This window comes from Streptomyces sp. NPDC107581 (assembly GCF_055657175.1).
The window spans coordinates 441056-461881 of record NZ_JBVKBH010000003.1 but is presented as its reverse complement, the minus strand read 5'-3'; the positions used below and the strand labels follow the sequence as shown (position 1 = coordinate 461881).

At 71.3% G+C, this 20826-nt stretch carries 17 protein-coding genes; 11 read left to right on the top strand and 6 right to left on the bottom strand.

Going from position 1 to position 20826, the window contains the following annotated elements:
* Positions 1-3: 3 nt before the first annotated feature.
* Positions 4-651, top strand: coding sequence for a superoxide dismutase (locus ACZ7P3_RS08805; RefSeq protein WP_472079987.1), 648 nt, complete (start codon positions 4-6; stop codon positions 649-651).
* 130 nt (positions 652-781) lie between these two features.
* On the opposite strand, the gene ACZ7P3_RS08800 is transcribed toward ACZ7P3_RS08805, so the two are convergent.
* Complete coding sequence (locus ACZ7P3_RS08800) at positions 782-1576, bottom strand: SDR family NAD(P)-dependent oxidoreductase (RefSeq protein ID WP_472079986.1); 795 nt, start codon at positions 1574-1576, stop codon at positions 782-784.
* Positions 1577-1726: 150 nt separating this feature from the next.
* Between ACZ7P3_RS08800 and ACZ7P3_RS08795 the strand changes: the two genes are divergently transcribed.
* Positions 1727-2134 (top strand): PPOX class F420-dependent oxidoreductase, encoded by a 408-nt coding sequence (locus tag ACZ7P3_RS08795; RefSeq protein WP_472079985.1) that lies wholly within the window; start codon positions 1727-1729, stop codon positions 2132-2134.
* Positions 2135-2306: 172 nt separating this feature from the next.
* Here ACZ7P3_RS08795 and ACZ7P3_RS08790 read toward each other — a convergent pair whose 3' ends face one another.
* The 5 genes from ACZ7P3_RS08790 to ACZ7P3_RS08770 form a co-directional block, all read right to left on the bottom strand.
* Positions 2307-2597: an SHOCT domain-containing protein gene (locus tag ACZ7P3_RS08790; protein ID WP_472079984.1), complete on the bottom strand. Its 291-nt coding sequence runs from the start codon at positions 2595-2597 to the stop codon at positions 2307-2309.
* Between the two features lie 4 nt (positions 2598-2601).
* Positions 2602-3078, bottom strand: coding sequence for a DUF6325 family protein (locus ACZ7P3_RS08785; protein WP_472079983.1), 477 nt, complete (start codon positions 3076-3078; stop codon positions 2602-2604).
* 160 nt (positions 3079-3238) lie between these two features.
* Entirely contained in the window at positions 3239-3757 is a 519-nt protein-coding gene (locus ACZ7P3_RS08780) for a hypothetical protein (protein ID WP_472079982.1), read from the bottom strand.
* A gap of 294 nt (positions 3758-4051) precedes the next feature.
* On the bottom strand, positions 4052-4927 hold the full coding sequence (locus ACZ7P3_RS08775; RefSeq protein WP_472080317.1) for a YhjD/YihY/BrkB family envelope integrity protein: 876 nt from the start codon (positions 4925-4927) through the stop codon (positions 4052-4054).
* A 210-nt stretch (positions 4928-5137) separates the two neighbouring features.
* Positions 5138-5491, bottom strand: coding sequence for a DUF805 domain-containing protein (locus ACZ7P3_RS08770; protein ID WP_472079981.1), 354 nt, complete (start codon positions 5489-5491; stop codon positions 5138-5140).
* A gap of 243 nt (positions 5492-5734) precedes the next feature.
* Here ACZ7P3_RS08770 and ACZ7P3_RS08765 point away from each other — a divergent pair, with 243 nt between their 5' ends.
* From ACZ7P3_RS08765 to ACZ7P3_RS08725, 9 genes are all read left to right on the top strand, one after another.
* On the top strand, positions 5735-6334 hold the full coding sequence (locus tag ACZ7P3_RS08765; protein WP_472079980.1) for a hypothetical protein: 600 nt from the start codon (positions 5735-5737) through the stop codon (positions 6332-6334).
* 245 nt (positions 6335-6579) lie between these two features.
* Positions 6580-7401 carry a TIGR03936 family radical SAM-associated protein gene (locus ACZ7P3_RS08760; RefSeq protein WP_472079979.1) on the top strand — a complete coding sequence of 274 codons (822 nt, stop codon included), beginning with the start codon at positions 6580-6582 and terminating at the stop codon, positions 7399-7401.
* A gap of 262 nt (positions 7402-7663) precedes the next feature.
* Complete coding sequence (locus ACZ7P3_RS08755) at positions 7664-12115, top strand: Rne/Rng family ribonuclease (protein ID WP_472079978.1); 4452 nt, start codon at positions 7664-7666, stop codon at positions 12113-12115.
* 237 nt (positions 12116-12352) lie between these two features.
* On the top strand, positions 12353-12673 hold the full coding sequence (gene rplU, locus ACZ7P3_RS08750; protein WP_033525816.1) for a 50S ribosomal protein L21: 321 nt from the start codon (positions 12353-12355) through the stop codon (positions 12671-12673).
* A 14-nt stretch (positions 12674-12687) separates the two neighbouring features.
* Positions 12688-12942, top strand: a complete 255-nt coding sequence (gene rpmA / locus ACZ7P3_RS08745) for a 50S ribosomal protein L27 (protein ID WP_023550764.1) — start codon at positions 12688-12690, stop codon at positions 12940-12942.
* Between the two features lie 109 nt (positions 12943-13051).
* Positions 13052-14500, top strand: coding sequence for a GTPase ObgE (gene obgE, locus ACZ7P3_RS08740; protein ID WP_472079977.1), 1449 nt, complete (start codon positions 13052-13054; stop codon positions 14498-14500).
* A 343-nt stretch (positions 14501-14843) separates the two neighbouring features.
* A complete protein-coding gene (locus ACZ7P3_RS08735; RefSeq protein ID WP_472079976.1) occupies positions 14844-16394 on the top strand; it encodes an alkaline phosphatase D family protein in 1551 nt (516 codons plus the stop codon).
* Positions 16395-16928: 534 nt separating this feature from the next.
* Entirely contained in the window at positions 16929-18428 is a 1500-nt protein-coding gene (locus ACZ7P3_RS08730; protein WP_472079975.1) for an SDR family NAD(P)-dependent oxidoreductase, read from the top strand.
* A 169-nt stretch (positions 18429-18597) separates the two neighbouring features.
* A complete protein-coding gene (locus ACZ7P3_RS08725; RefSeq protein ID WP_472080316.1) occupies positions 18598-20703 on the top strand; it encodes a hypothetical protein in 2106 nt (701 codons plus the stop codon).
* Positions 20704-20826 lie beyond the last annotated feature (123 nt).

Genomic DNA, 20826 nt, shown 5'->3' with positions numbered 1-20826 from the left:
GACATGGCGCTCTACACGCTCCCGGAACTTCCCTACGACTACTCGGCGCTCGCCCCGGTCATCAGCCCGGAGATCATCGAGCTGCACCACGACAAGCACCACGCGGCCTATGTGAAGGGCGCCAACGACACCCTGGAGCAGCTCGCCGAGGCGCGGGACAAGGAGTCGTGGGGCTCGATCAACGGGCTGGAGAAGAGCCTGGCCTTCCACCTCTCCGGGCACATCCTGCACAGCATCTACTGGCAGAACATGACCGGTCCGAAGGACGGCGGCGGCGAGCCGCTGGCCCAGGACGGTGTCGGCGACCTGGCCGACGCGATCACCGAGTCCTTCGGTTCGTTCGCCGGCTTCAAGGCGCAGCTGACCAAGGCGGCGGCCACCACCCAGGGTTCGGGCTGGGGCGTGCTCGCCTACGAGCCGCTCAGCGGCCGCCTGATCGTGGAGCAGGTCTACGACCACCAGGGCAACATCGGCCAGGGCTCGACCCCCGTCCTGGTCTTTGACGCCTGGGAGCACGCCTTCTACCTCCAGTACAAGAACCAGAAGGTGGACTTCATCGAGGCGATGTGGGCCGTCGTCAACTGGCAGGACGTGGCCAAGCGCTACGCCGCCGCGAAGGAGCGCGGCGACAGCCTGCTCCTGCGCCCCTGACGACGGGGTCGCACGGATGTCCTGCTCGTGACCGTCTTCTCATCCCTCACCGGCAGGCAGCACCGGAGGGCTCCCGCGAGCGGATCGCTCGCGGGAGCCCTCCGTGCTCGTGGATGCCGTGCTTCCCGGATCACACCGTCTTGACCTGGCCGCCGTCGATGGTGAACTCGGCTCCGGTGATGTTGCCGGCGAGCGGCGAGGCGAGGAAGAGGGCCAGATCGGCGACTTCGCGGGCTTCGGTGACCCGCCCGGTGGAGATGCCCATGCGCTGCGGCACGACCACGTCGATGGCTTCCTGTGCGGTGGTCCCGGCCTGGGCCGCCGTCGCGTCGGCGAAGCCGCCCGGAGCGGTCCAGAAGGGCGTGCGGACCGGTCCCGGGGCGATCGCGTTGACCCGGACGCCTCGTGGGGCGAACTCCTCGGACAGGGACTTGGTCAGGCTGGCCAGCGCGGCCTTGGCCGCGGAGTAGTCCACGACCATGGGGAAGGGCAGGCGCGCGTTGATGGAGCTGATGTTGATGATGGAACCCCGGTCCGCGTCCAGCAGGTGAGGAAGGGCCGCGCGGCTGGTCCGGACCGCGCTGAACAGGGTCACGTTGAAGATCCGCTGCCACTCGGCGTCGTCGACGTCCAGGAAGCTCGGGCGGGGCGTCCCGGCGCCCAGACTGTTGACCAGGATGTCGAGCCCGCCGTGCTGGTCCACCGCGTGCCGGACGAGTGTGTCCGGTCCGTCTGCGGTGGACAGGTCGACCGATACCGCGGTGACGCCGTGGTTCTCCTGGAGCGCTTCGAGGTCGGCAGTGATGCTCCGGCTGCCGGTGACGACGTGTGCGCCTTCCCGGGCGAACGCATCGGCGATGGCGAAGCCGATGCCCTTGCTCGCCCCGGTGACGACGGCGACCTTGTCCTTGAGCCGGAGATCCATGATGCCCCTTTTCAGCCTAATTGATCACCGCGTATGTCGAGAGTACGTCGCCGTGGGCCGTGGGCGAGTTGGACCAAGGGGGCAGACGTGATCTTCTAGGCTGAGCAGGCCGTTTCCGGACGGGGGGCAGTCAAGGAAAGGACCCGCACTGTGCCGGCTCGACTCTCGGACGACCTCAAGGCCCTCATCGACGACCAACCGCTCTTCGTGTGCCTGGCCACCGTCCAGCCCGACGGCACCGCCCAGCAGACGGTCACCTGGGTCAAGCGCGACGGTGACGACCTGCTGATCTCGACGACCGTCGGGCGCCGCAAGGAGCAGAACCTCCGCCGGGACCCCCGCGTGTCCGTCATGATCAATCCGCCGGACGCGCCGTACACCTACGCCGAGGTACGGGGCACGGCCACGATCACCACCGAGGGTGGACAGCAGCTGATCGATGAGCTGTCCCGCAAGTACACGGGCAAGGACTACGCGGACTTCAACCCGGCGGCCAAGGGCGACGCGGAACGGGTGGTCGTCCGCATCACCCCGCGCAAGGTCGTCGGCTCCATCTGAGGGGCCGTCGGGTCGCCTCCGTCCGAGGGGGCGCCGGGTCGCCGGTTCCCGCTGCGGGTCGTCCGGCCGTCGTGCGCTGCCTGCGTCCGGCCGTTGTGCGTGGCCTCCGTCCGGCCGGGTGACGGTCCGGGTGTCCGTCCGGGTGACGGGGCGGAGGGGGTGCGCGGCCGGGTCAGCCCAGGACCGCGCGCTTCTGAGCGGCGAACTCCTCCTCCGTCAGGACGCCCTGGTCGCGCAGTTCGCCCAGCTCCTTCAACTGGTTGATCTTGGCGGCCATGTCGTCGTCGGTGGACGGCGGCGCGGCAGGCGGCGGTGGCGGTGGCGCGGCCGGGGGCGGCGGGGCCTCTTGTTCGGCCTGGGTGGCCCAGCGGCCGGCTTGACGCCGTGAGACACGGTTCGACACGGCCGTGGCGGTTCCCGCGACGACCGCGGTGCGGGCGATGCCGCGGAGCAGTCCGGGCATGGTCTCACCTCCTGGGGGACGCCGAGGAGTGCTCGGCGTCATGGGACTCGACGGCTTCCAGGGACGCGAGCAGCGCCTGCACCGGGATGCGTCCGGCCGCCACGAGCTGGGCGCCGCCGCGCCGGAGGGCGACGGCCAGGGGAGCCGCCCAGACGTTCTCGTAGACGAGGATCGCGGCGGAGTTCCCGGGCTCCAGTGCCGTACCGGCGTCGTCGATGTCGGACTGGTCCAGCAGCCCGGAGGAGGCGCCCTCGAACATGGTCAGGTCGATGTCTCCCTCCAGGTCGCCCAGGTCCAGCGCGATGACCGTGCCGTCGCTGTCCTTGCGTACGAACAGGAGGTCGATGACGCGGATGATGCCGCGGTCGACCAGATCCAGCAGCAGCGGGAAGCCCTCGCCCGTCAGACGGTGGCCAGGGAACTCCACGACCATGTAGTCGACGGGTCCCATCTCGTCCAGGCGTTCGGTGTGTTCGCTCATGGCTGTCAACTCGCTAGGGGTGAGTTGTGGCGGGGTACCGCGGGCGTGGCGTGCCGCACCTGTGCCCGTCCACCCTCGACGAAGCGTCCCCGTGCGGCCTCACCCGGAGCGGGTGACATCGAGGTGGTATCGGGGCCGGCAGCCCGCACCGCGCCCCGGGTCATTCCTTCAGGGCCAGTTTCAGGGCGACGATCAGCAGTCCGAGTACGAGGTTGACGGCATCGGCGACGATCACCTGGCCCCGGGTGGCGCCCGCACGCAGCGCGGCAGCCGTCGACCAGCCCACCTGGCCGAGCAGGGCGACGGCCAGGGCCAGCCAGGCCGCGCCCACGGGGTCGAGGCCCAGCAGGGGGCTGACGAGCACCGCCACCGTGGGCGGAACCGCGGCCTCCACGAGCGGCCACTCCTCACGGCACACCTCGGCGACGACCGCACGGTTCAGCCGGTGCTGCGCCATGCGGGCGCCGAACAGCTGGGCGTGGACGTGTGCGAGCCAGAAGATCACCCCGGTCGCCAGCAGCAACAGCGCCAGTTCCAGGCGGGGGAGGGGGCCGTGCGCGCCGGTTCCGGCCACGACGGAGGCGGCGAGGAGCGAGCCGTACAGGCCGCCGGTGTAGTCCGCGTGGGTCCGGCGCTCCGCTCGGCGTGCGCGTGCCTGTCTTCGGGTCTGCTTCGGCATCCTCGCTCCAGGGCCCTCGGGCGTGCCGTACCGGCCCCTCCAGCCTGTGCCGCCGGACGGCGGGACGCCTCGCCTGTTCGGGGTGAGCGTGATCCGGGGGAGCCCGTTCCCGGTGAGCGTGATCCGGTGGAGCCGGTTTCTGGCGAACCTCATCCGGTGGAGCCGGTTCCCGGTGAACCTCATCCGGTGGAGCCGGTTCCGGGTGAGCCTGTTTCCGGGTGCGCCGCCGTCCGCGTGTCCTCCGGTGCCGCGACGGCGCCCGCGGCACCGGGCGAGGGCGGACCGCGCCCCCGCTCAGCGGTCGTGCGGGTCCTCGGACCGGTGCCGGGACATCTGCTGCCGTACGGTGCGCCAGCGCGAGCGGGTCTGCCCGACCAGGCTGTCCCACTGACGCCGGACCTCGTCGTCCGGAGTGCGCTGTCCCCGGGCGATCCGGGACAGCTCGTCCTGCACCTCGCGGCCCAGCGCGGCCGACCCCACGACGGCGAGCATGGCCCCGAAGAGTGCCGAGATCATCGCGAAGACCGCGCCGACCACTCCGTACCGTTCGGCGGAGGAGTTGAACAGATGCGGCAGGTAGACGCTGGTGCCCACGGAGTAGACCGCCGTCACGACGGCCGCGGTGACCCCGAAGGGGACCAGATCCCGCCAGGCGACCCTGCGGGCGGACAGCACATGGCCGCTCCAGACCAGGAAGACGGCGGTCACCGGTACCTCGCAGACCGTGGCGGCCAGGCCGGTCCGGCCCGAGCCGAGCAGGGCGTTCAGCCACCCGGTGACCAGTGCGTAGCCGGCGCCGGAGAGCAGCCACCACAGGCCGTTGCGTGTGTTGCGCACGCTGAGCGGCTTGAGTTCCCAGACCTGTTCGAACAGGCGCTGCAGGACCCGGGTGAAGCTCAGGGCCGAGATCGCCAGGAACAGCACACCGAACACGCTCACGCTCGTGCTGCTGCCCTCGGCGGGCGAGAAGAGGGCGTTCACCGCCTCGGCGCCCTGCCCGGTGAGCCCGTACCGTTTGACGATCCGCTGCGCGGCGTCGTACGAGGTGAGGCTGCCCAGCAGGGTGCTGCTCAGGATCGCGACCGGGACCAGTGCGGTCAGGGCGCTGGACGCCAGAGCCATGGAGCGGTCGAAGCCCGCGACCCGCTGGAAGCGGTTGAGGACCCGCAGCGCGAAGGCGGGCCGCAGCCAGAACGTCAGCGCTCCGACCAGGTGCCGGCGACTGTTCTCCGCCGTTGTGCCCTCCCTGATGGCCGTTCAGGATGTGTGCGAAGAGCGGGACATGTGTGAGGAAGCTGGTGAAATGACCCTAATCGACCCGGCGATGAAGAGCGAAAAGGCCCGCCGGGAACTCCGGCGGGCCTTCCGTGTGCCGCGAGCTCAGACGGCCGGCGCGTACTTCGGGTTGGGGCCGTGCTGGTTCGGCTCCGCCTTGCCCTCGGTGGCGAGGAAGACGATGAGGATGATGGTGCCGATCAGGGGGATCAGCGCGATGAGGATCCACCAGCCGGACCGGTCCGTGTCGTGCAGGCGGCGGACGGCGACGCCGAGCCCGGGCAGCAGGGTGGCCAGGCCGTAGATGATGCCCAGGATGCTCGATCCGATGGCAAGGTCGATGACCGCCAGAACGATGCTGATGATCATGTTGAACAGGAAGAACATCCAGTATTCCTGCCGCCGCGCGCGGCCCGTGAACACCGCGTACTTCTTCAGTACGTCGACGTACCAGTTCATCGTCGCCCCCCAAGTGTGGTGATGTGCGTCACCCCATCGAATCAGTCGGCATGACCGAAAGCCATAGGTCTGGCGTGCACAGACCAAGGCGTTACCGTCCTGCGTCCGCCCGGTGACAAGGGCGGCCCGCGGATGCGCCCCCGGCCGCCGGGGCCCGGTGCGCCACGGGCGGCATGCGACCCGCGGCGGCCGGCAGGACGATGAGAAGGGGGACGGCCGCGACACCCGACGGGAGGCCTGCCCATGGCTCAGCAGACGGAGGCGAAAGCCCGGGCCCGGAAGTCCGTCAGTACGGGCGGCGTGTTCTTCTCCTTCGCCCCGTGGATCATCTTCGGAGTGGTCGCCAGCCCCAGTACCTGGAAGTACGCGGCGCTCGCCGCACTGATCGCCTCGATCGTCCTGTCGGGGCAGGACATCCTGCACGGAAAGCTCCGCATCCTCGACATGGCCGGCATCGTGTTCTTCGCCGTCCTCTCGGTCCTCGCCCTGGCCCTGGACCGCGGACAGCTCACCTGGCTGGAGACGTACGCGCAGGTCATCTCCAACGGGCTGGTGGCCGTCGTGGCCCTCGGATCGCTGCTCGCCGACCCCTTCACCGCGCAGTACGCCCGGGAGCAGTCGCCGCCCAGCGTGTGGGACACACCCGTCTTCAAGCACATCAACAGGGTGCTGACGGCGGTGTGGGGCGCCGCCTTCGCCCTGATGACGGTCTCGACATGGCTGGCCATCCGCTTCCCGTCCCAGGACGACTGGTTCAACTGGGTCATCCCCATCGCCCTGCTGGTGTGGGCCGTGAAGTTCACCCAGCGCTATCCGGAGTCGTACAAGGCACGCACGGTCTAGCCGGGTCCGGCCGCGCGGGCCGGAACGGGATCCGCGCGGGCGGACGCCGTCCTGCGGCCCGTCGCCGGGCCGTGCGCGACGCCGCGGCGCGTCCCGCGTCGCCCGGGGCCGTGCGCGTCGCGGGTCGGGCCGCCGGGAACCCGCGGGCCGCGACACACGTACTCTTGGTAGCAGTACGACCGTTCTCACGAAGGACTAGGACACTGGGCAAGCGACAGCCCGAAGGCCCGCCGCCCGCACCTGCGGTGCAGCGCATCCGACTGCGCTACACCAAGCGCGGCCGCCTCCGGTTCACCAGCCACCGTGACTTCCAGCGCGCCTTCGAGCGTGCGCTGCGCCGTGCCGAGGTGCCCATGGCGTACTCGGCGGGGTTCACGCCACACCCGAAGGTGTCGTACGCCAATGCCGCACCCACCGGCACGGGCAGTGAGGCGGAGTACCTGGAGATCGCGCTGACCGCGCCCCGCGACCCCGAGACCCTGCGCGGGCTGCTCGACGAGTCCCTGCCCGCCGGGCTGGACATCGTCGACGCGGTCGAGGCACGGACCTCCGGTCTCGCCGACCGGCTCACGGCCTCCGTCTGGGAGCTGCGGCTGGACGGCGTGGACCCCCTCGACGCGGAGCGTGCGGTCGAGGCCTTCACCAAGGCCGACACCGTCGAGGTGCAGCGCATGACCAAGAACGGCGTCCGCACCTTCGACGCCCGCCCCGCTGTCGTTCAACTGGAAACGCACATTTCGCAGCCCGATGCAAGCATCGGCTCCACCGGAGCGGCCGACGACGCGCTCCTTGCTGGGCCGACCGACCAGCCCTGTGCGATACTGCGGCTGGTTGTTCGGCACGTGACGCCTGCCGTACGACCCGACGACGTCCTGTCCGGTCTCCGCGCCGTGGCCGACCTGGCGCCGCCGGTCCCCGCAGCGGTGACCAGGCTGGCGCAGGGGCTGTTCGATGAAGAGACCGGCACGGTGACCGACCCGCTCGCGCCCGACCGCGAGGCAGCCCAGGCCCCGAAGGCCGCACCGGCTGCCGCCGCGACGGCGCCGACGCCGGAAGGTTCCGCGTAGGGACGGACGTCGAAGCGCAGCCCTTGTACTCGGGAGCCACCTGGGTCGGGCAGCGCACCGACCAGAAGACTTTCGCCAGGCCGTACCGACAAGGCGTACGGAACCGGCGAGACAGGACACAGAGTGCTCCCGTGCGGCGCCCGCGCCCCGGACGGCGGCCATCGCGCATCGCGCGGGCCGCGGACGTCAACGGCGAACGGTCCACCGTGACCGGCGCCGGACCAGGTGCGGCGCCCGGGAGCCTGACGGGAGAAACGCCCGCATGCTCGAGCCGACCGAACCCACTGAGGGTTCCGAACTGAACACTCCCAGCGACACCCTGCCGCCGCGCAGGCGTCGCCGTGCAGCCTCTCGCCCGGCGGGCCCGCCCGCCGCGGGGGAGGCTCCCACCGAGGTCACCGTGCCGGCCATACCGGCCGCGGACGCCGACGAGATCACCGAGGCGGAGGAGGCGGAGGAGGCGGCCGAGACCGCAGCCGAGGCCGTGGAGCCCGCCGCCGTCGAAGAGCCCGCCCCGGCCGCCCGCCCGCGCCGCCGGGCCACCCGCCGCACCTCCGCGCCCGCCGGTGCGCCCACGTCCGCGGAGACCGTCGAGACGGTCGTACCGGCCGCCACGGCCACGACCGAGGCCGCCGAGGCCGCCGAGGCCTCCGGGACCCCCGAGGCCGCCGGATCCATGGAGCCTGCCGAGGCGGTCGAGTCCGTGCAGCCCGCCGAGGAGCCCGCCCCCGCCGGTCGTACCCGGCGCCGGGCCACCCGCCGCGCCTCCGCGCCCGCCGGAACCCCGGCGACGGCGGAGTCCGTGCTGCCCGCCGCCGCGTCGGCCGCCGCCGAGACCGCGATCGCCGCCGAGGCCGGAAGCAAGGCCGCGGAGAAGGCAGAGGAGACGGCGGAGACGGAGGCCGTGCAGGCCGAAGCCGCGTCCGCCGGCCGTCCGCGCCGCCGGGCCACCCGCCGTGCCTCCGCTCCCACCGGGGCGCCGAAGGCCGCCGGGACGCCCGCGTCCGAGCCCGCCGCGCAGGCCCCGGCCGCCGAGGCCGCGCCCGCTGCGGACGTCGTACCCACCCCCGAAACCGCGCCCGTCACCGAGGCGAGCGATGCCGGCGAGGTCCCCGCCGAGGAGGCCCCGCGTCGTACCCGTCGCCGTGCCACCCGTCGGGTGTCCGCGCCGGCCGGTGCTCCCGTCGCCGAGGAGGCCGCCGTGCCCGCTGCCGAGGCAGCCCAGCCCGTCGAGGAGACCGAGGCCGCCCCCGCTGCCGAGGCTCCGGCCGCCGAAGAGCCCCAGGCCCCCGCTGAGGAGGCCCCGCGTCGTACCCGTCGCCGTGCCACCCGTCGGGTGTCCGCGCCGGCCGGTGCTCCCGTCGCCGAGGAGGCCGCCGCGGCCGCTGCCGAGGCCGCCCAGCCCGTCGAGGAGACCGAGATCGAGCCCGCCGCGACCGCGCAGGCCGCCGAGCCTGTCGCCGCCGAGATCCCCGCCGCCGAAGCGCCGCAGGCCCCCGCCGCCGAGGCCGCCGCCGAGGGTGCGGCCCCGCGCCGCCGCCGTCGCGTCGTGCGCCAGGCCGCGGCCGGGTTCTCCGCCCCCGCGCAGCCCTCGGCCGAGGACGCCGAGGCGCCGCGCCGGCCGGCCCGGCCCGCCGTGGCCGTGTTCCAGGCACCGGTGTTCGCCGAGCCGAGGTTCCAGACCCCGGAGCGGGCCGCCGCCGCGGCCGCTGCCGAGGCCGCAGAGCCCGAGGTGCCCGAGGAGCCCGAGGAGTACGCGGAGGAGCGCGTCGAGTCCGGCCCGCGTGGCCGCCGCCGTCGCCGCCGGGCCGTCGCCGAGGAGACGCAGGCCGTGGAGGCCACCGCGCGGGACGAGGAGCCGGCGCGGGAGCCCGAGGAGTCCGCCGAGGACCTCGCCGACACCGAGGCCGACACCGATGCCGACGCCGAGGAGGCGGACGGCGCCGAGGGCGCGGACGGCTACGAGGAGTCCGGTTCGCGCCGCCGTCGCCGCCGGGGCGGCCGCCGGCGCCGCCGCGGTGACACCGGCGAGGGCGAGGGCGTGGACGCCGAGGGCGACGAACTGGCCGTGGAGCAGGCCGCCCAGGACGCCGAGGACACCGCCGAGCAGGAGGAAGAGGACGCCGAGGAGGCTCGCGACGATGAGTCCGGCGGTTCCAGCTCCAGCCGCCGGCGCCGCCGCCGTCGTCGCCGGGCCGGTGACAGCGGCGTCGACGCCGAGCCGACCGCCGACGACCCCGAGCGCACGGTCGTCAAGGTCCGCGAGCCCCGCAAGGCCGCCGAGCCGTCCGACGAGGTGCAGTCCATCAAGGGCTCGACCCGCCTGGAGGCGAAGAAGCAGCGCCGCCGCGAGGGCCGCGAGCAGGGCCGCCGCCGTGTCCCGATCATCACCGAGGCCGAGTTCCTCGCCCGCCGCGAGGCCGTCGAGCGCGTGATGGTCGTCCGCCAGCACGGCGAGCGCACGCAGATCGGTGTGCTCGAGGACGGCGTGCTCGTCGAGCACTACGTCAACAAGGAGCAGTCGACCTCGTACGTCGGCAACGTCTACCTGGGCAAGGTCCAGAACGTGCTGCCGTCGATGGAGGCCGCCTTCATCGACATCGGCAAGGGCCGCAACGCCGTCCTGTACGCCGGTGAGGTCAACTTCGAGGCGCTGGGCATGGCCAACGGGCCGCGCCGCATCGAGGCCGCCCTGAAGTCCGGCCAGTCCGTCCTCGTCCAGGTGACGAAGGACCCGATCGGGCACAAGGGTGCCCGTCTGACCAGCCAGGTCTCCCTCCCGGGCCGCTACCTCGTGTACGTCCCCGAGGGCTCGATGACCGGCATCAGCCGCAAGCTGCCCGACACCGAGCGCGCCCGGCTGAAGACCATCCTCAAGAAGATCGTCCCCGAGGACGCGGGCGTCATCGTGCGCACCGCCGCCGAGGGCGCGAGCGAGGAGGAGCTGCGCCGGGACGTCGAGCGGCTGCAGGCGCAGTGGGAGGACATCCAGAAGAAGGCCAAGAGCGGCAACGCGCCGACGCTGCTGTACGGCGAGCCGGACATGACCGTCCGGGTCGTGCGCGACATCTTCAACGAGGACTTCTCCAAGGTCGTCGTCAGCGGCGACGACGCCTGGTCGACGATCCACGGCTACGTCTCGCACGTCGCCCCGGATCTGGCCGAGCGGCTGTCGAGGTGGACCTCCGAGGTCGACGTCTTCGCCACGTACCGGATCGACGAGCAGCTCTCCAAGGCGCTGGACCGCAAGGTCTGGCTGCCCAGCGGCGGTTCGCTGGTGATCGACCGGACCGAGGCGATGGTCGTCGTCGACGTCAACACCGGCAAGTTCACCGGCCAGGGCGGCAACCTGGAGGAGACGGTCACCAGGAACAACCTGGAGGCGGCCGAGGAGATCGTGCGCCAGCTGCGGCTGCGCGACCTCGGCGGCATCATCGTCATCGACTTCATCGACATGGTCCTGGAGTCGAACCGTGACCTGGTGCTGCGGCGCCTGCTGGAGTGCCTGGGCCGCGACCGTACGAAGCACCAGGTGGCCGAGGTGACCTCGCTGGGCCTGGTGCAGATGACCCGCAAGCGGGTCGGCCAGGGCCTGCTGGAGTCCTTCTCCGAGACCTGCGTCCACTGCAACGGCCGTGGCGTCATCGTGCACATGGAGCAGCCGACCGCCGTCGCCGGCGGTGGCGGCAAGCGCAAGAAGCGCGGGCGTGGCGGTGACGGGCACGTGCACGAGCACGAGACCGCCGCCGTGGCCGTGGAGACCGGCGAGGCCGTCGAGCCGGAGCCCGAGACCGTGGCCGAGGTGGTGGCCGAGACCGCCGAGCCGGTCGCGCTGCCCGAGCCGGAGTTCGCGCCGGACGAGGAGCTGTACAGCAGCGTCGCCGAGGCGGAGGCGGCGGCCACCCGCGGCCGTACGCGTCGCCGCGCCGGCCGCCGGGCCTCGGCTCCGGCCGGTGCGCCGAAGGCCGAGGGCCGCAGGGCCGACAGCCGCAAGGCCGCCCAGGCCGCCGAGGCCGCCGAGACCGCCGAGGTCGCCGAGGCACCGACCGCTCAGGCCGTCACGGCCGCCGAGGAGGCCGCTCTTCCCGTGCAGCCGGTGCCGGCCGCCGAGGCGCTCGCCGAGCCGGTCGCCGTGGAGGAGCCGGTGGTCGCCGAGGAGCCCGCGGCCGAGGAGGCCGCGCCCAAGGGCCGTACGCGCCGCCGTGCGACCCGGAAGGTGTCGGCGCCGGCCGGTTCCCCGGCGGGTGCGGAGGCGTCCGTGGTGACGGTCACCGAGGCCGCGCCGGCGGTCCCGGCTCCGGTCGAGCAGCCCGAGCCCGCGGCCCCGGCGCCGGTCGAGGAGGCGCCCGCCGAGAGCGCCGCCCCGGCCCGCCCGCGCCGTCGTGCCGTGCGCAAGGCCACCGCGCCGACCGCCTCCGAGGAGACGGCCGTCGTGGTCGTGCCGGCCGCCGCGCCGGAGGCGGCCGCCGAGGCGCCCGCCGCCGAGCAGAGCGCGGAGGCGGCCGAGGAGGCCGTGCCGCCGGCCAAGAAGACCGCCCGCAAGGTGGCCAAGAAGGCCACGGCGAAGAAGGCGGCCACCAAGAAGACCGTGGCCAAGAAGACGGTCGCAAAGAAGACGACGGCCAAGAAGGCGGCCAAGACCGCCAAGACGGCCGCCGCGAAGTCGACGGCGAAGAAGACCACCACGGTCTCCGCAGCCACCGACGAGGGCTGACGCCCGAAGGGGTATGCGGCCGGTTCATGTGACCGGCCGCATACCCCGGGGGCCCGACCCGGTTTGACCCCTTCGGCCGTGGCCCCGTAACCTTGACCGTCGGCGTGTCCACTGAAACGCCACATCCCTGTAAACCTCTTCCTCCCGGGCACACGGTTGGCCGGGAGAGGTCGCCCGTGGTGTTCCCGGGCGGCTGGCCTGCGGGGGTGCCGTTCATCGAGCGAAAGAGAGATCCGCGTGTACGCCATCGTGCGCAGCGGTGGTCGCCAGCACAAGGTTGCTGTCGGCGACATCGTTGAGGTTGACAAGATTTCCACTGCCAATGTTGGCGACACGGTCGAGCTCTCGACCCTGCTCGTTGTCGACGGCGACGCTGTGACCAGCGACCCGTGGGTGCTGGCCGGCATCAAGGTCCAGGCCGAGGTCGTGGACCACCACAAGGGCCAGAAGATCGACATTCTGCGCTACAAGAACAAGACCGGCTACCGTCGTCGTCAGGGCCACCGCCAGCAGTACACGGCGATCAAGGTCACTGAGATCCCCGCGGCTGCGAAGTAAGGGACTGAGAACAGATGGCACACAAGAAGGGCGCATCGTCCACCCGGAACGGTCGCGACTCCAATGCCCAGCGGCTCGGCGTGAAGCGCTTCGGCGGTCAGGTCGTGAACGCCGGTGAGATCCTGGTCCGTCAGCGCGGCACCCACTTCCACCCCGGTGCGGGCGTCGGCCGTGGCGGCGACGACACGCTGTTCGCGCTGCAGGCCGGTGCGGTGGAGTTCGGTACCCACCGTGGCCGCAAGGTCGTGAACATCGTTCCGGTCGCCTGACCGAACGCTTCACTTCGCGAGGCGGACCTCACTTCCCGGTCGGGAAGGCGGGTCCGCCTTTCGCGTGTTAACACAAGACATATCCGTACTCATCTGGAGGCACCGAACCATGACCACCTTCGTGGACCGCGTCGAGCTGCATGTCGCCGCGGGTAACGGAGGCCACGGCTGTGCCTCCGTCCACCGTGAGAAGTTCAAGCCGCTCGGCGGCCCGGACGGCGGCAACGGCGGCCGTGGCGGTGATGTGATCCTGACCGTCGACCAGTCGGTCACGACGCTCCTGGACTACCACCACTCCCCGCACCGCAAGGCCACCAACGGCAAGCCCGGCGAGGGCGGCAACCGCTCCGGCAAGGACGGCCAGGACCTGATCCTGCCGGTGCCGGACGGCACGGTCGTCCTGGACAAGGCGGGCAATGTGCTCGCCGACATGGTCGGCCACGGCACCTCGTACATCGCCGCGCAGGGCGGCCGGGGCGGTCTCGGCAACGCGGCGCTGGCGAGCGCCCGCCGCAAGGCACCCGGTTTCGCACTGCTGGGCGAGCCCGGGGACCTCCAGGACATCGTGCTGGAGCTGAAGACCGTCGCCGACGTGGCCCTGGTGGGCTACCCGAGCGCCGGCAAGTCCTCGCTGATCTCCGTGCTCAGCGCGGCCAAGCCGAAGATCGCCGACTACCCGTTCACGACACTGGTGCCCAACCTGGGCGTGGTGACGGCCGGCTCGACCGTCTTCACCATCGCCGACGTGCCCGGTCTGATCCCGGGGGCCAGCCAGGGCAAGGGCCTCGGGCTGGAGTTCCTGCGGCACGTGGAGCGGTGCAGCGTGCTGGTGCACGTGCTGGACACCGCGACGCTGGAGTCCGACCGTGACCCGGTCTCCGACCTCGACGTCATCGAGGAGGAGCTGCGGCAGTACGGCGGCCTCGACAACCGTCCCCGGATCGTCGTCCTGAACAAGGTCGACGTGCCGGACGGCAAGGACCTCGCCGCGATGGTCCGGCCCGACCTGGAGGAGCGCGGCTACCGTGTCTTCGAGGTGTCGGCGGTGGCCCACATCGGGCTGAAGGAGCTGTCGTACGGGCTCGGCGAGCTGGTCGCCAAGGCGCGGGCCGCGAAGCCGAAGGAGGAGGCGACGCGGATCGTCATCCGGCCGAAGGCCGTGGACGACGCGGGCTTCACGGTCACCCGCGAGGACGTCGGCGACGAGCCGCTGTTCCGGGTGCGCGGTGAGAAGCCGGAGCGCTGGGTGCGCCAGACCGACTTCAACAACGACGAGGCCGTCGGCTACCTCGCCGACCGGCTCAACCGCCTCGGTGTCGAGGAGCAGTTGATGAAGGCGGGCGCCCGCAACGGCGACGGCGTCGCCATCGGACCCGAGGACAACGCGGTCGTCTTCGACTGGGAGCCGACGGCCATGGCGGGTGCGGAGATGCTCGGCCGCCGCGGCGAGGACCACCGCTTCGACGCCCCGCGGCCTGCGGCGCAGCGCCGACGGGACAAGCAGGCGGAGCGGGACGAGGCTCTGCAGGAGTACGACGAGTTCGACCCGTTCGAGTAATCGGGCCGGGTTTTGCCGGGGCCCGGGGGCTGCTGCCCCCGGGCCCTCGTGCGTTCGCGTCCGCCGGTGTCGTACTCCGGCGTGAGCGGAATGGCCGGATAGGTTCGGGATTCACCCACTGAACACCCGTTACCGTGAACATCCCCTGACACTTCGATCAGACCCGTTTGTGGCAAGATCACGCGCTTTCCTGTGGTTCCGGTGCCGCAACGGGTCTTCTGCTGTCTGCCTAGTTGTCATGCACGCGCGTGCTCCCGTTCAGCGGGCGGACCGGCCGGCCGTGGGAGCTTCCGAAGGTCCGCGAGAGAAGTCCAAGAGGCCCCCGTGGCAAGGGAGTTAGCGAATGACCGGATTACTGACCCCCGACCGACGCCGCTTTCTGGCCGCCGGAGCCGCCGTGCTCGGCGCCGCGGCCACCGCCCAGCTCTGGCTGCCGGCCACCGCCCGGGCCGCCGACACCCCGCTGCCCGACGGCGTGTTCACCCTCGGCGTCGCGTCCGGCGACCCGCTGCCCGACGGCATCGTGCTGTGGACCCGGCTCGCCCCCGACCCGCTGAACGGCGGCGGCATGCCCGACGCGGTGTTCCCCGTGGACTGGGAGATCGCCGAGGACGAGCGGTTCAGAAGAACCGCCCGCAGAGGCACCGCCGAGGCCCGGCCCGAGTACGGGCACAGCGTTCACGTGGACGTACGGGGGCTGCGCCCGGACCGCCCGTACTGGTACCGCTTCAGGGCCGGCGGCCAGCTCTCGCCCGCCGGCCGCACCCGCACCGCTCCCCACTCGCACCGCAAGGGCGGCTCGCTGCGCGTCGCCCTCGCCTCCTGCCAGAACTGGCAGCACGGCTACTTCACGCCGTACGCCGACATGCTCGCCCAGGACCCCGACTTCGTCCTCTTCGTCGGCGACTACATCTACGAGTCCGCGCCCACCGCGGCCTCCGTGCGGCGGCACGAGGGCAAGGGGGAGCCGTACACCCTCGTCCAGTACCGCAACCGCTACGCCCAGTACCGCACCGACCCCGACCTCGCCGCGATGCACGCGAACACCCCCTGGGTGGTCACCTTCGACGACCACGAGGTCGACAACGACTGGGCCGGCGAGATCCCGCAGGACCCTGACAAGCAGTCGCACGACGCGTTCGTCGCCCGGCTGACGGCGGCCTTCCAGGCGTACTACGAGCACATGCCGGTCCGCGCCACCGCGATCCCGGACGGCCCGCACATCCAGATGTACCGCCGGCTGGAGTTCGGCCGGCTGGTCCGGCTCAACGTGCTGGACACCCGGCAGTTCCGCAGCGACCAGGCCACCGGCCAGGCCGGCGCCGAGGAGCCGTCGATGACCATGCTCGGCGCGCAGCAGAAGCAGTGGCTGCTGGACGGGCTCTACGACTCCCCGGCCCGCTGGAACCTGATCGCCTCGCAGATCATGATGGCCGAGACCGACCTGCTGCTCGGCGAGGGCAAGCTCTGGTACTACGACGCCTGGGACGGCTACCAGGTCGAGCGCAACGCCCTGCTGGAGGATTTCGCCGGCATCCGCAATCCGGTCGTGCTCAGCGGCGACCGGCACCTGACGATGATCAGCGACCTCAAGGAGGACTTCGCCGACCCGGACTCCGACGTCGTCGGCGCGGAGTTCGTCGGCACCTCCATCTCCAGCAACGGAGACCAGGACCAGGCCGCCTTCCATGCCCAGTGGGACCCGCTGAAGGCGGACAACCCGCACTGGAAGGTGATCGACGCGCACCGCGGCTACCACCTCTTCGACATCCGCCGCGACGGCATCGACGCCCAGGTCCGGATCGTCGACACGGTCGTGAAGCCGCAGGCCACCGCGAGCACGCTGGCGCGACTGCGCGTGGAATCGGACGAACCGGGCGTTAGCGTCGTATAACGCCGAGCTGACGAGAGCCTGGGACGCATCCGTGTCCCAGGCTCTCGTCAGCTCCGCCCGAGGCGGCGCACTCGGGTTCCGCACGGTGTGAATCGGCCGCTCGTCCCGGCCGAGACCGAAATGCTGCGGAATCTTTATGTGGGAATTCTGCGGCAATGAGCCGCCCGGCGAGCCGTATTCCCTGCCCGTCCCGCAACGGTGCCGTGCCGTATATAACCGTGCCGTGCCGCATATGAAGAACGCGTGCAGCACCGCGTCCCGGGGCGCGAGGATCTCCGCCCCGCCCAGGCGCTCCTCACCGGCGCCCCCTCGGCCCCCGCCGTCCGAAGCGGCTCGGGAGGTGCCGAACGGCACCTGTGGACTTACTCACAGCAATTCCACGGGGGTTCCACGGCGCCCGCACCCAATCACCAGGACGGTCAGGTGAATGCCAGGTTGCGCGCACATATGCATGGGACGTCACTCACCTTGCACTGCGGTTACCCGAAGTGGGACCATTTCACGGTTCCCTGTCGCCCCAAGGTAGGTCAGCCTGTGTCACAGCACATAGCCAAGCCCCGAACCACCGCAGTCGTCCTGGCCGGTGGCACCGGTCAGCGGGTGGGTCTGTCGATCCCCAAGCAGCTGCTGAAGATCGCCGGCAAGGCAGTCATCGAGCACACTCTGACCACCTTCGAGAACGCCGACTCGATCGACGACATCATCGTCCTGATGGCGCCGGGCTATGTGCCGGACATCGAGAAGATCGTCGCCAAGGCCGGGTTCCGCAAGGTCAAGAAGATCATCGAGGGCGGCTCGACGCGGAACGAGACCACCGAGCGCGCCATCTCGGCCCTCGGTGAGGGCCTGGCCGAGGGCGAGGACGTCAACGTCCTCTTCCACGACGCCGTGCGCCCGCTGCTCTCGCGGCGCGTCATCGACGACTGCGTGACCGCGCTGGAGCGCTTCCAGGCGGTCGACGTCGCCATCCCGTCCGCGGACACCATCATCGTGACCCGCACCCACGGCGAGGACGGCGAGTTCATCACCGAGATCCCGGACCGCTCCCGGCTGCGCCGCGGCCAGACCCCGCAGGCCTTCAAGCTGTCCACGATCCGCCGTGCCTACGAGGTCGCCGCCGGCGACCCCAACTTCCAGGCCACGGACGACTGCTCGGTGGTCCTCAAGTACCTGCCCGACGTGCCGATCCACGTGGTCGCGGGCGACGAGTACAACATGAAGGTGACGCAGCCGGTCGACGTCTTCATCGCCGACAAGCTCTTCCAGCTCGCCTCCACCGCCGCGCCCGAGCAGAACGGCGAGGAGGCCTACCGCGAGCTGCTCACCGGCAAGACGATCGTGATCTTCGGTGGCTCGTACGGCATCGGCAAGGACATCGCCGAACTCGTCGAGTCCTACGGCGCACACGTCTACGCGCTCGGCCGTTCCACCACCGGCACCCACGTGGAGAACCCGGAGGAGGTCGACGACGCGCTGTCCAAGGCGTACGCGGAGACCGGCCGGATCGACTACGTCGTCAACACCGCGGGTGTGCTGCGCATCGGCAGGCTCGACGAGACCGACAACGCCACCATCGAGGAGGCGCTGAAGGTCAACTACCTGGCCCCGGTACAGATCGCCCGTTCGTCGTACAAGTACCTGGCCGAGACCAAGGGCCAGCTGCTGCTCTACACCTCCAGCAGCTACACCCGCGGCCGCGCCGAGTACAGCCTCTACTCCTCCACCAAGGCCGCCATGGTGAACCTCACCCAGGCCCTGTCCGACGAGTGGGCCGGCGACGGCATCCGCGTCAACTGCATCAACCCCGAGCGCACCGCCACCCCGATGCGCACCAAGGCCTTCGGCCAGGAGCCGGCGGGCTCGCTGCTCTCCTCCGAGGCCGTGGCCCGGACCTCGCTCGACGTGCTGCTGTCGGAGCTGACCGGCCATGTGATCGACGTCCGCCAGCAGGACCCGACGGCGCCCGCGGGGCAGGCCTCCGGCTTCGAGCAGGCGCTGGCCAGTGTTCTGGACCGCCAGGACGGCGTGGCATAATCGGCATCAATTAGTTATCGGTAATTCAGGCCTCTGTGGCTGCGCGTATGCGGAGCATTCACAGAGGCCTGAATCCGTAAGTCGCCCAGATCATCCGCAAGGTCTACATTCCGGCCTCTTTGTCAGCAAAAGGTTATCCGTGATATCCACCGCTATTCGCGTCGCCCGGGTGGGCAGCGCGGCCGAGCTGGCCGCGGCGGCCCTCATGATCCTGGGCTTCCCGGCGCTCATGCTGGCCGCGCTCGTCCCGAGCGTTCCCGCCTTCGCGGCCGCGGCCGCCGTGACGTACCTGGCGGATCACTATCTGCACCGCAAGGGCAGCTACCTGATCAACCGCCTCAGCAAGGTCCGGGCCGGACTGTCGATCCGCTTCCTGATCCGGCAGCTGCTGCTGATCATGCTGCTGGCCCGCCTGTCCCACGCGGACGACCTGATCTTCTACGGCGCGATCGCCTGCTTCATCGCCTTCTACGGTCTCCAGGCCCCGCACGGCGCGCTGGTCACCCTCATCCGCAATCGCCGCCGGATGCCGGTCGCCACCCGCAACATCGACCTGAAGACCCGCATCCGCATCCCGGACGCCCCGCCGCGCGGCCTGCTGCACCGCTCCGCGGAGAAGATGCTCCATCTCGACCTGTTCGCCGTCGTCGGCGTCCTGGTCTCGGCCCTTGTGGACTCGCCCGTCGAGGGCTTCGTGGGGATCGGCCTCACCGCGGGCCTCGGCTGCCTGTACGTGGCGGTGCTGCTGCCGTACGTGCGCGGCAGGAAGACCCCGCCGAAGGCCGACGTGGTCCTCGCCGCCGTCGACGACTGGCTGGCCGCCTACAAGCCCGAGACGGTCCTGTACTTCTCCGGCTCCAAGGACTCCGCGTACCAGGTCAACATGTGGCTGGAGACGATGGAGCAGCTGGACACCCGGCCGCTGATCATCCTCCGCGAGCGCGTGATCCTCGCCAACCTCGCGCCCACCACGGTCCCCGTCATCTGCGTGCCCGGAGGCGTGCACCTGATGAACCTGGACCTGTCGACCGTGCGGGTCGCCCTCTACGCGGCGAACGTCGGCAAGAACATCCACCTGCTGCGCGTGCCCACCATGAAGCACGTCTTCATCGGCCACGGCGACAGCGACAAGCTGGCCAGCGTCAACCCGTACAGCAAGGCGTACGACGAGGTGTGGACCGCCGGCCGCGCGGGCCGCGACCGCTACGCCATCGCCGACGTCGGCGTCCGTGACGACGACATCGTCGAGGTCGGCCGCCCGCAGCTGGCGCCGATCCAGACCTGGCAGGGCCTGCCCGGGGGCCCGCACGGCGGGGCCGTGGACGGACGCTGCCCGACGGTTCTGTACGCGCCCACCTGGGAGGGCTGGGACGGCAACCCCGGCAACACCTCGATCGTGCTCGCCGGCGAGCACATCGTGAAGAAGCTGGTGACGGCCGACCCGCCGGTCCGTGTCCTGTACAAGCCGCACCCCTTCACCGGCACCGTCAGCAAGGAGGCCGGCGCCGCGCACGTGCGCATCACCGCCCTGGTGGAGAAGGCCGCCGCCGAGCGCGCCGCGGACGCCCGCTTCACCGCCGACGCGGCCGCCCAGGCCGGGGCGAAGGCGGACCTGGCCCGGATCGAGGCCCGGATCGCCGAGCTGACCGGCACCGGCGGTGACAGGGGCGACGAGGCCGAGGCCACCCGCGAGGGTGTCGTCGACGTCAGGAAGCACGAGGAGATCGCCCGGCTGCGGGCCGAGTGGAACGAGGCCTACTGGCGCTCCTTCCCGACGCACGAGCACCGGGTCGTCACGGGCTCCGAGCCGCGCCTGTACGACTGCTTCAACGTCTCCGACGCGATGGTCTCGGACATCTCCTCCGTGGTCTCCGACTTCATCGCGAGCGGCAAGCCGTACGCGGTCACGGACTCCGCCGCACTCGGCGTGGAGGAGTTCAAGCGGCAGAACACGGCCGTGCGCGCCGCGGTGATCCTCTCCAACAGCGCCGCCGAGCTGGACGGCCTGCTGGACGCCGTACGCGACCCGTCCGGCGACCCGCTGGCCCAGGACCGCGGAGAGCTCAAGCGCTATCTGCTGGGCCCGGACGAGCCGAAGTCCATCGACCAGTTCAACACCGCCGTGGCCGACCTCGCCCTGAAGGCCGAGGCCCGGAACGTCGGCCAGGAGTCCCGGCTGGGCCCGGCGGGCGCCGACCCCGTCGAGCTGACCAATGCGGTGCCGGGGCAGCGCGGGGCGACCGCCGGTGAGACGGACGGCGTGAGCGCGGGCTGACCCACCCTGCCGGAAGAGGGCCGGGCCCCCGGGGGGGGCCACCGGGGGGGGGAACTTCTTTTCCTTCCCCCCTCTTCGATTTTTCTCCCGAACGCAATCCCCCCTCCTTCCCTCTCGCACCAA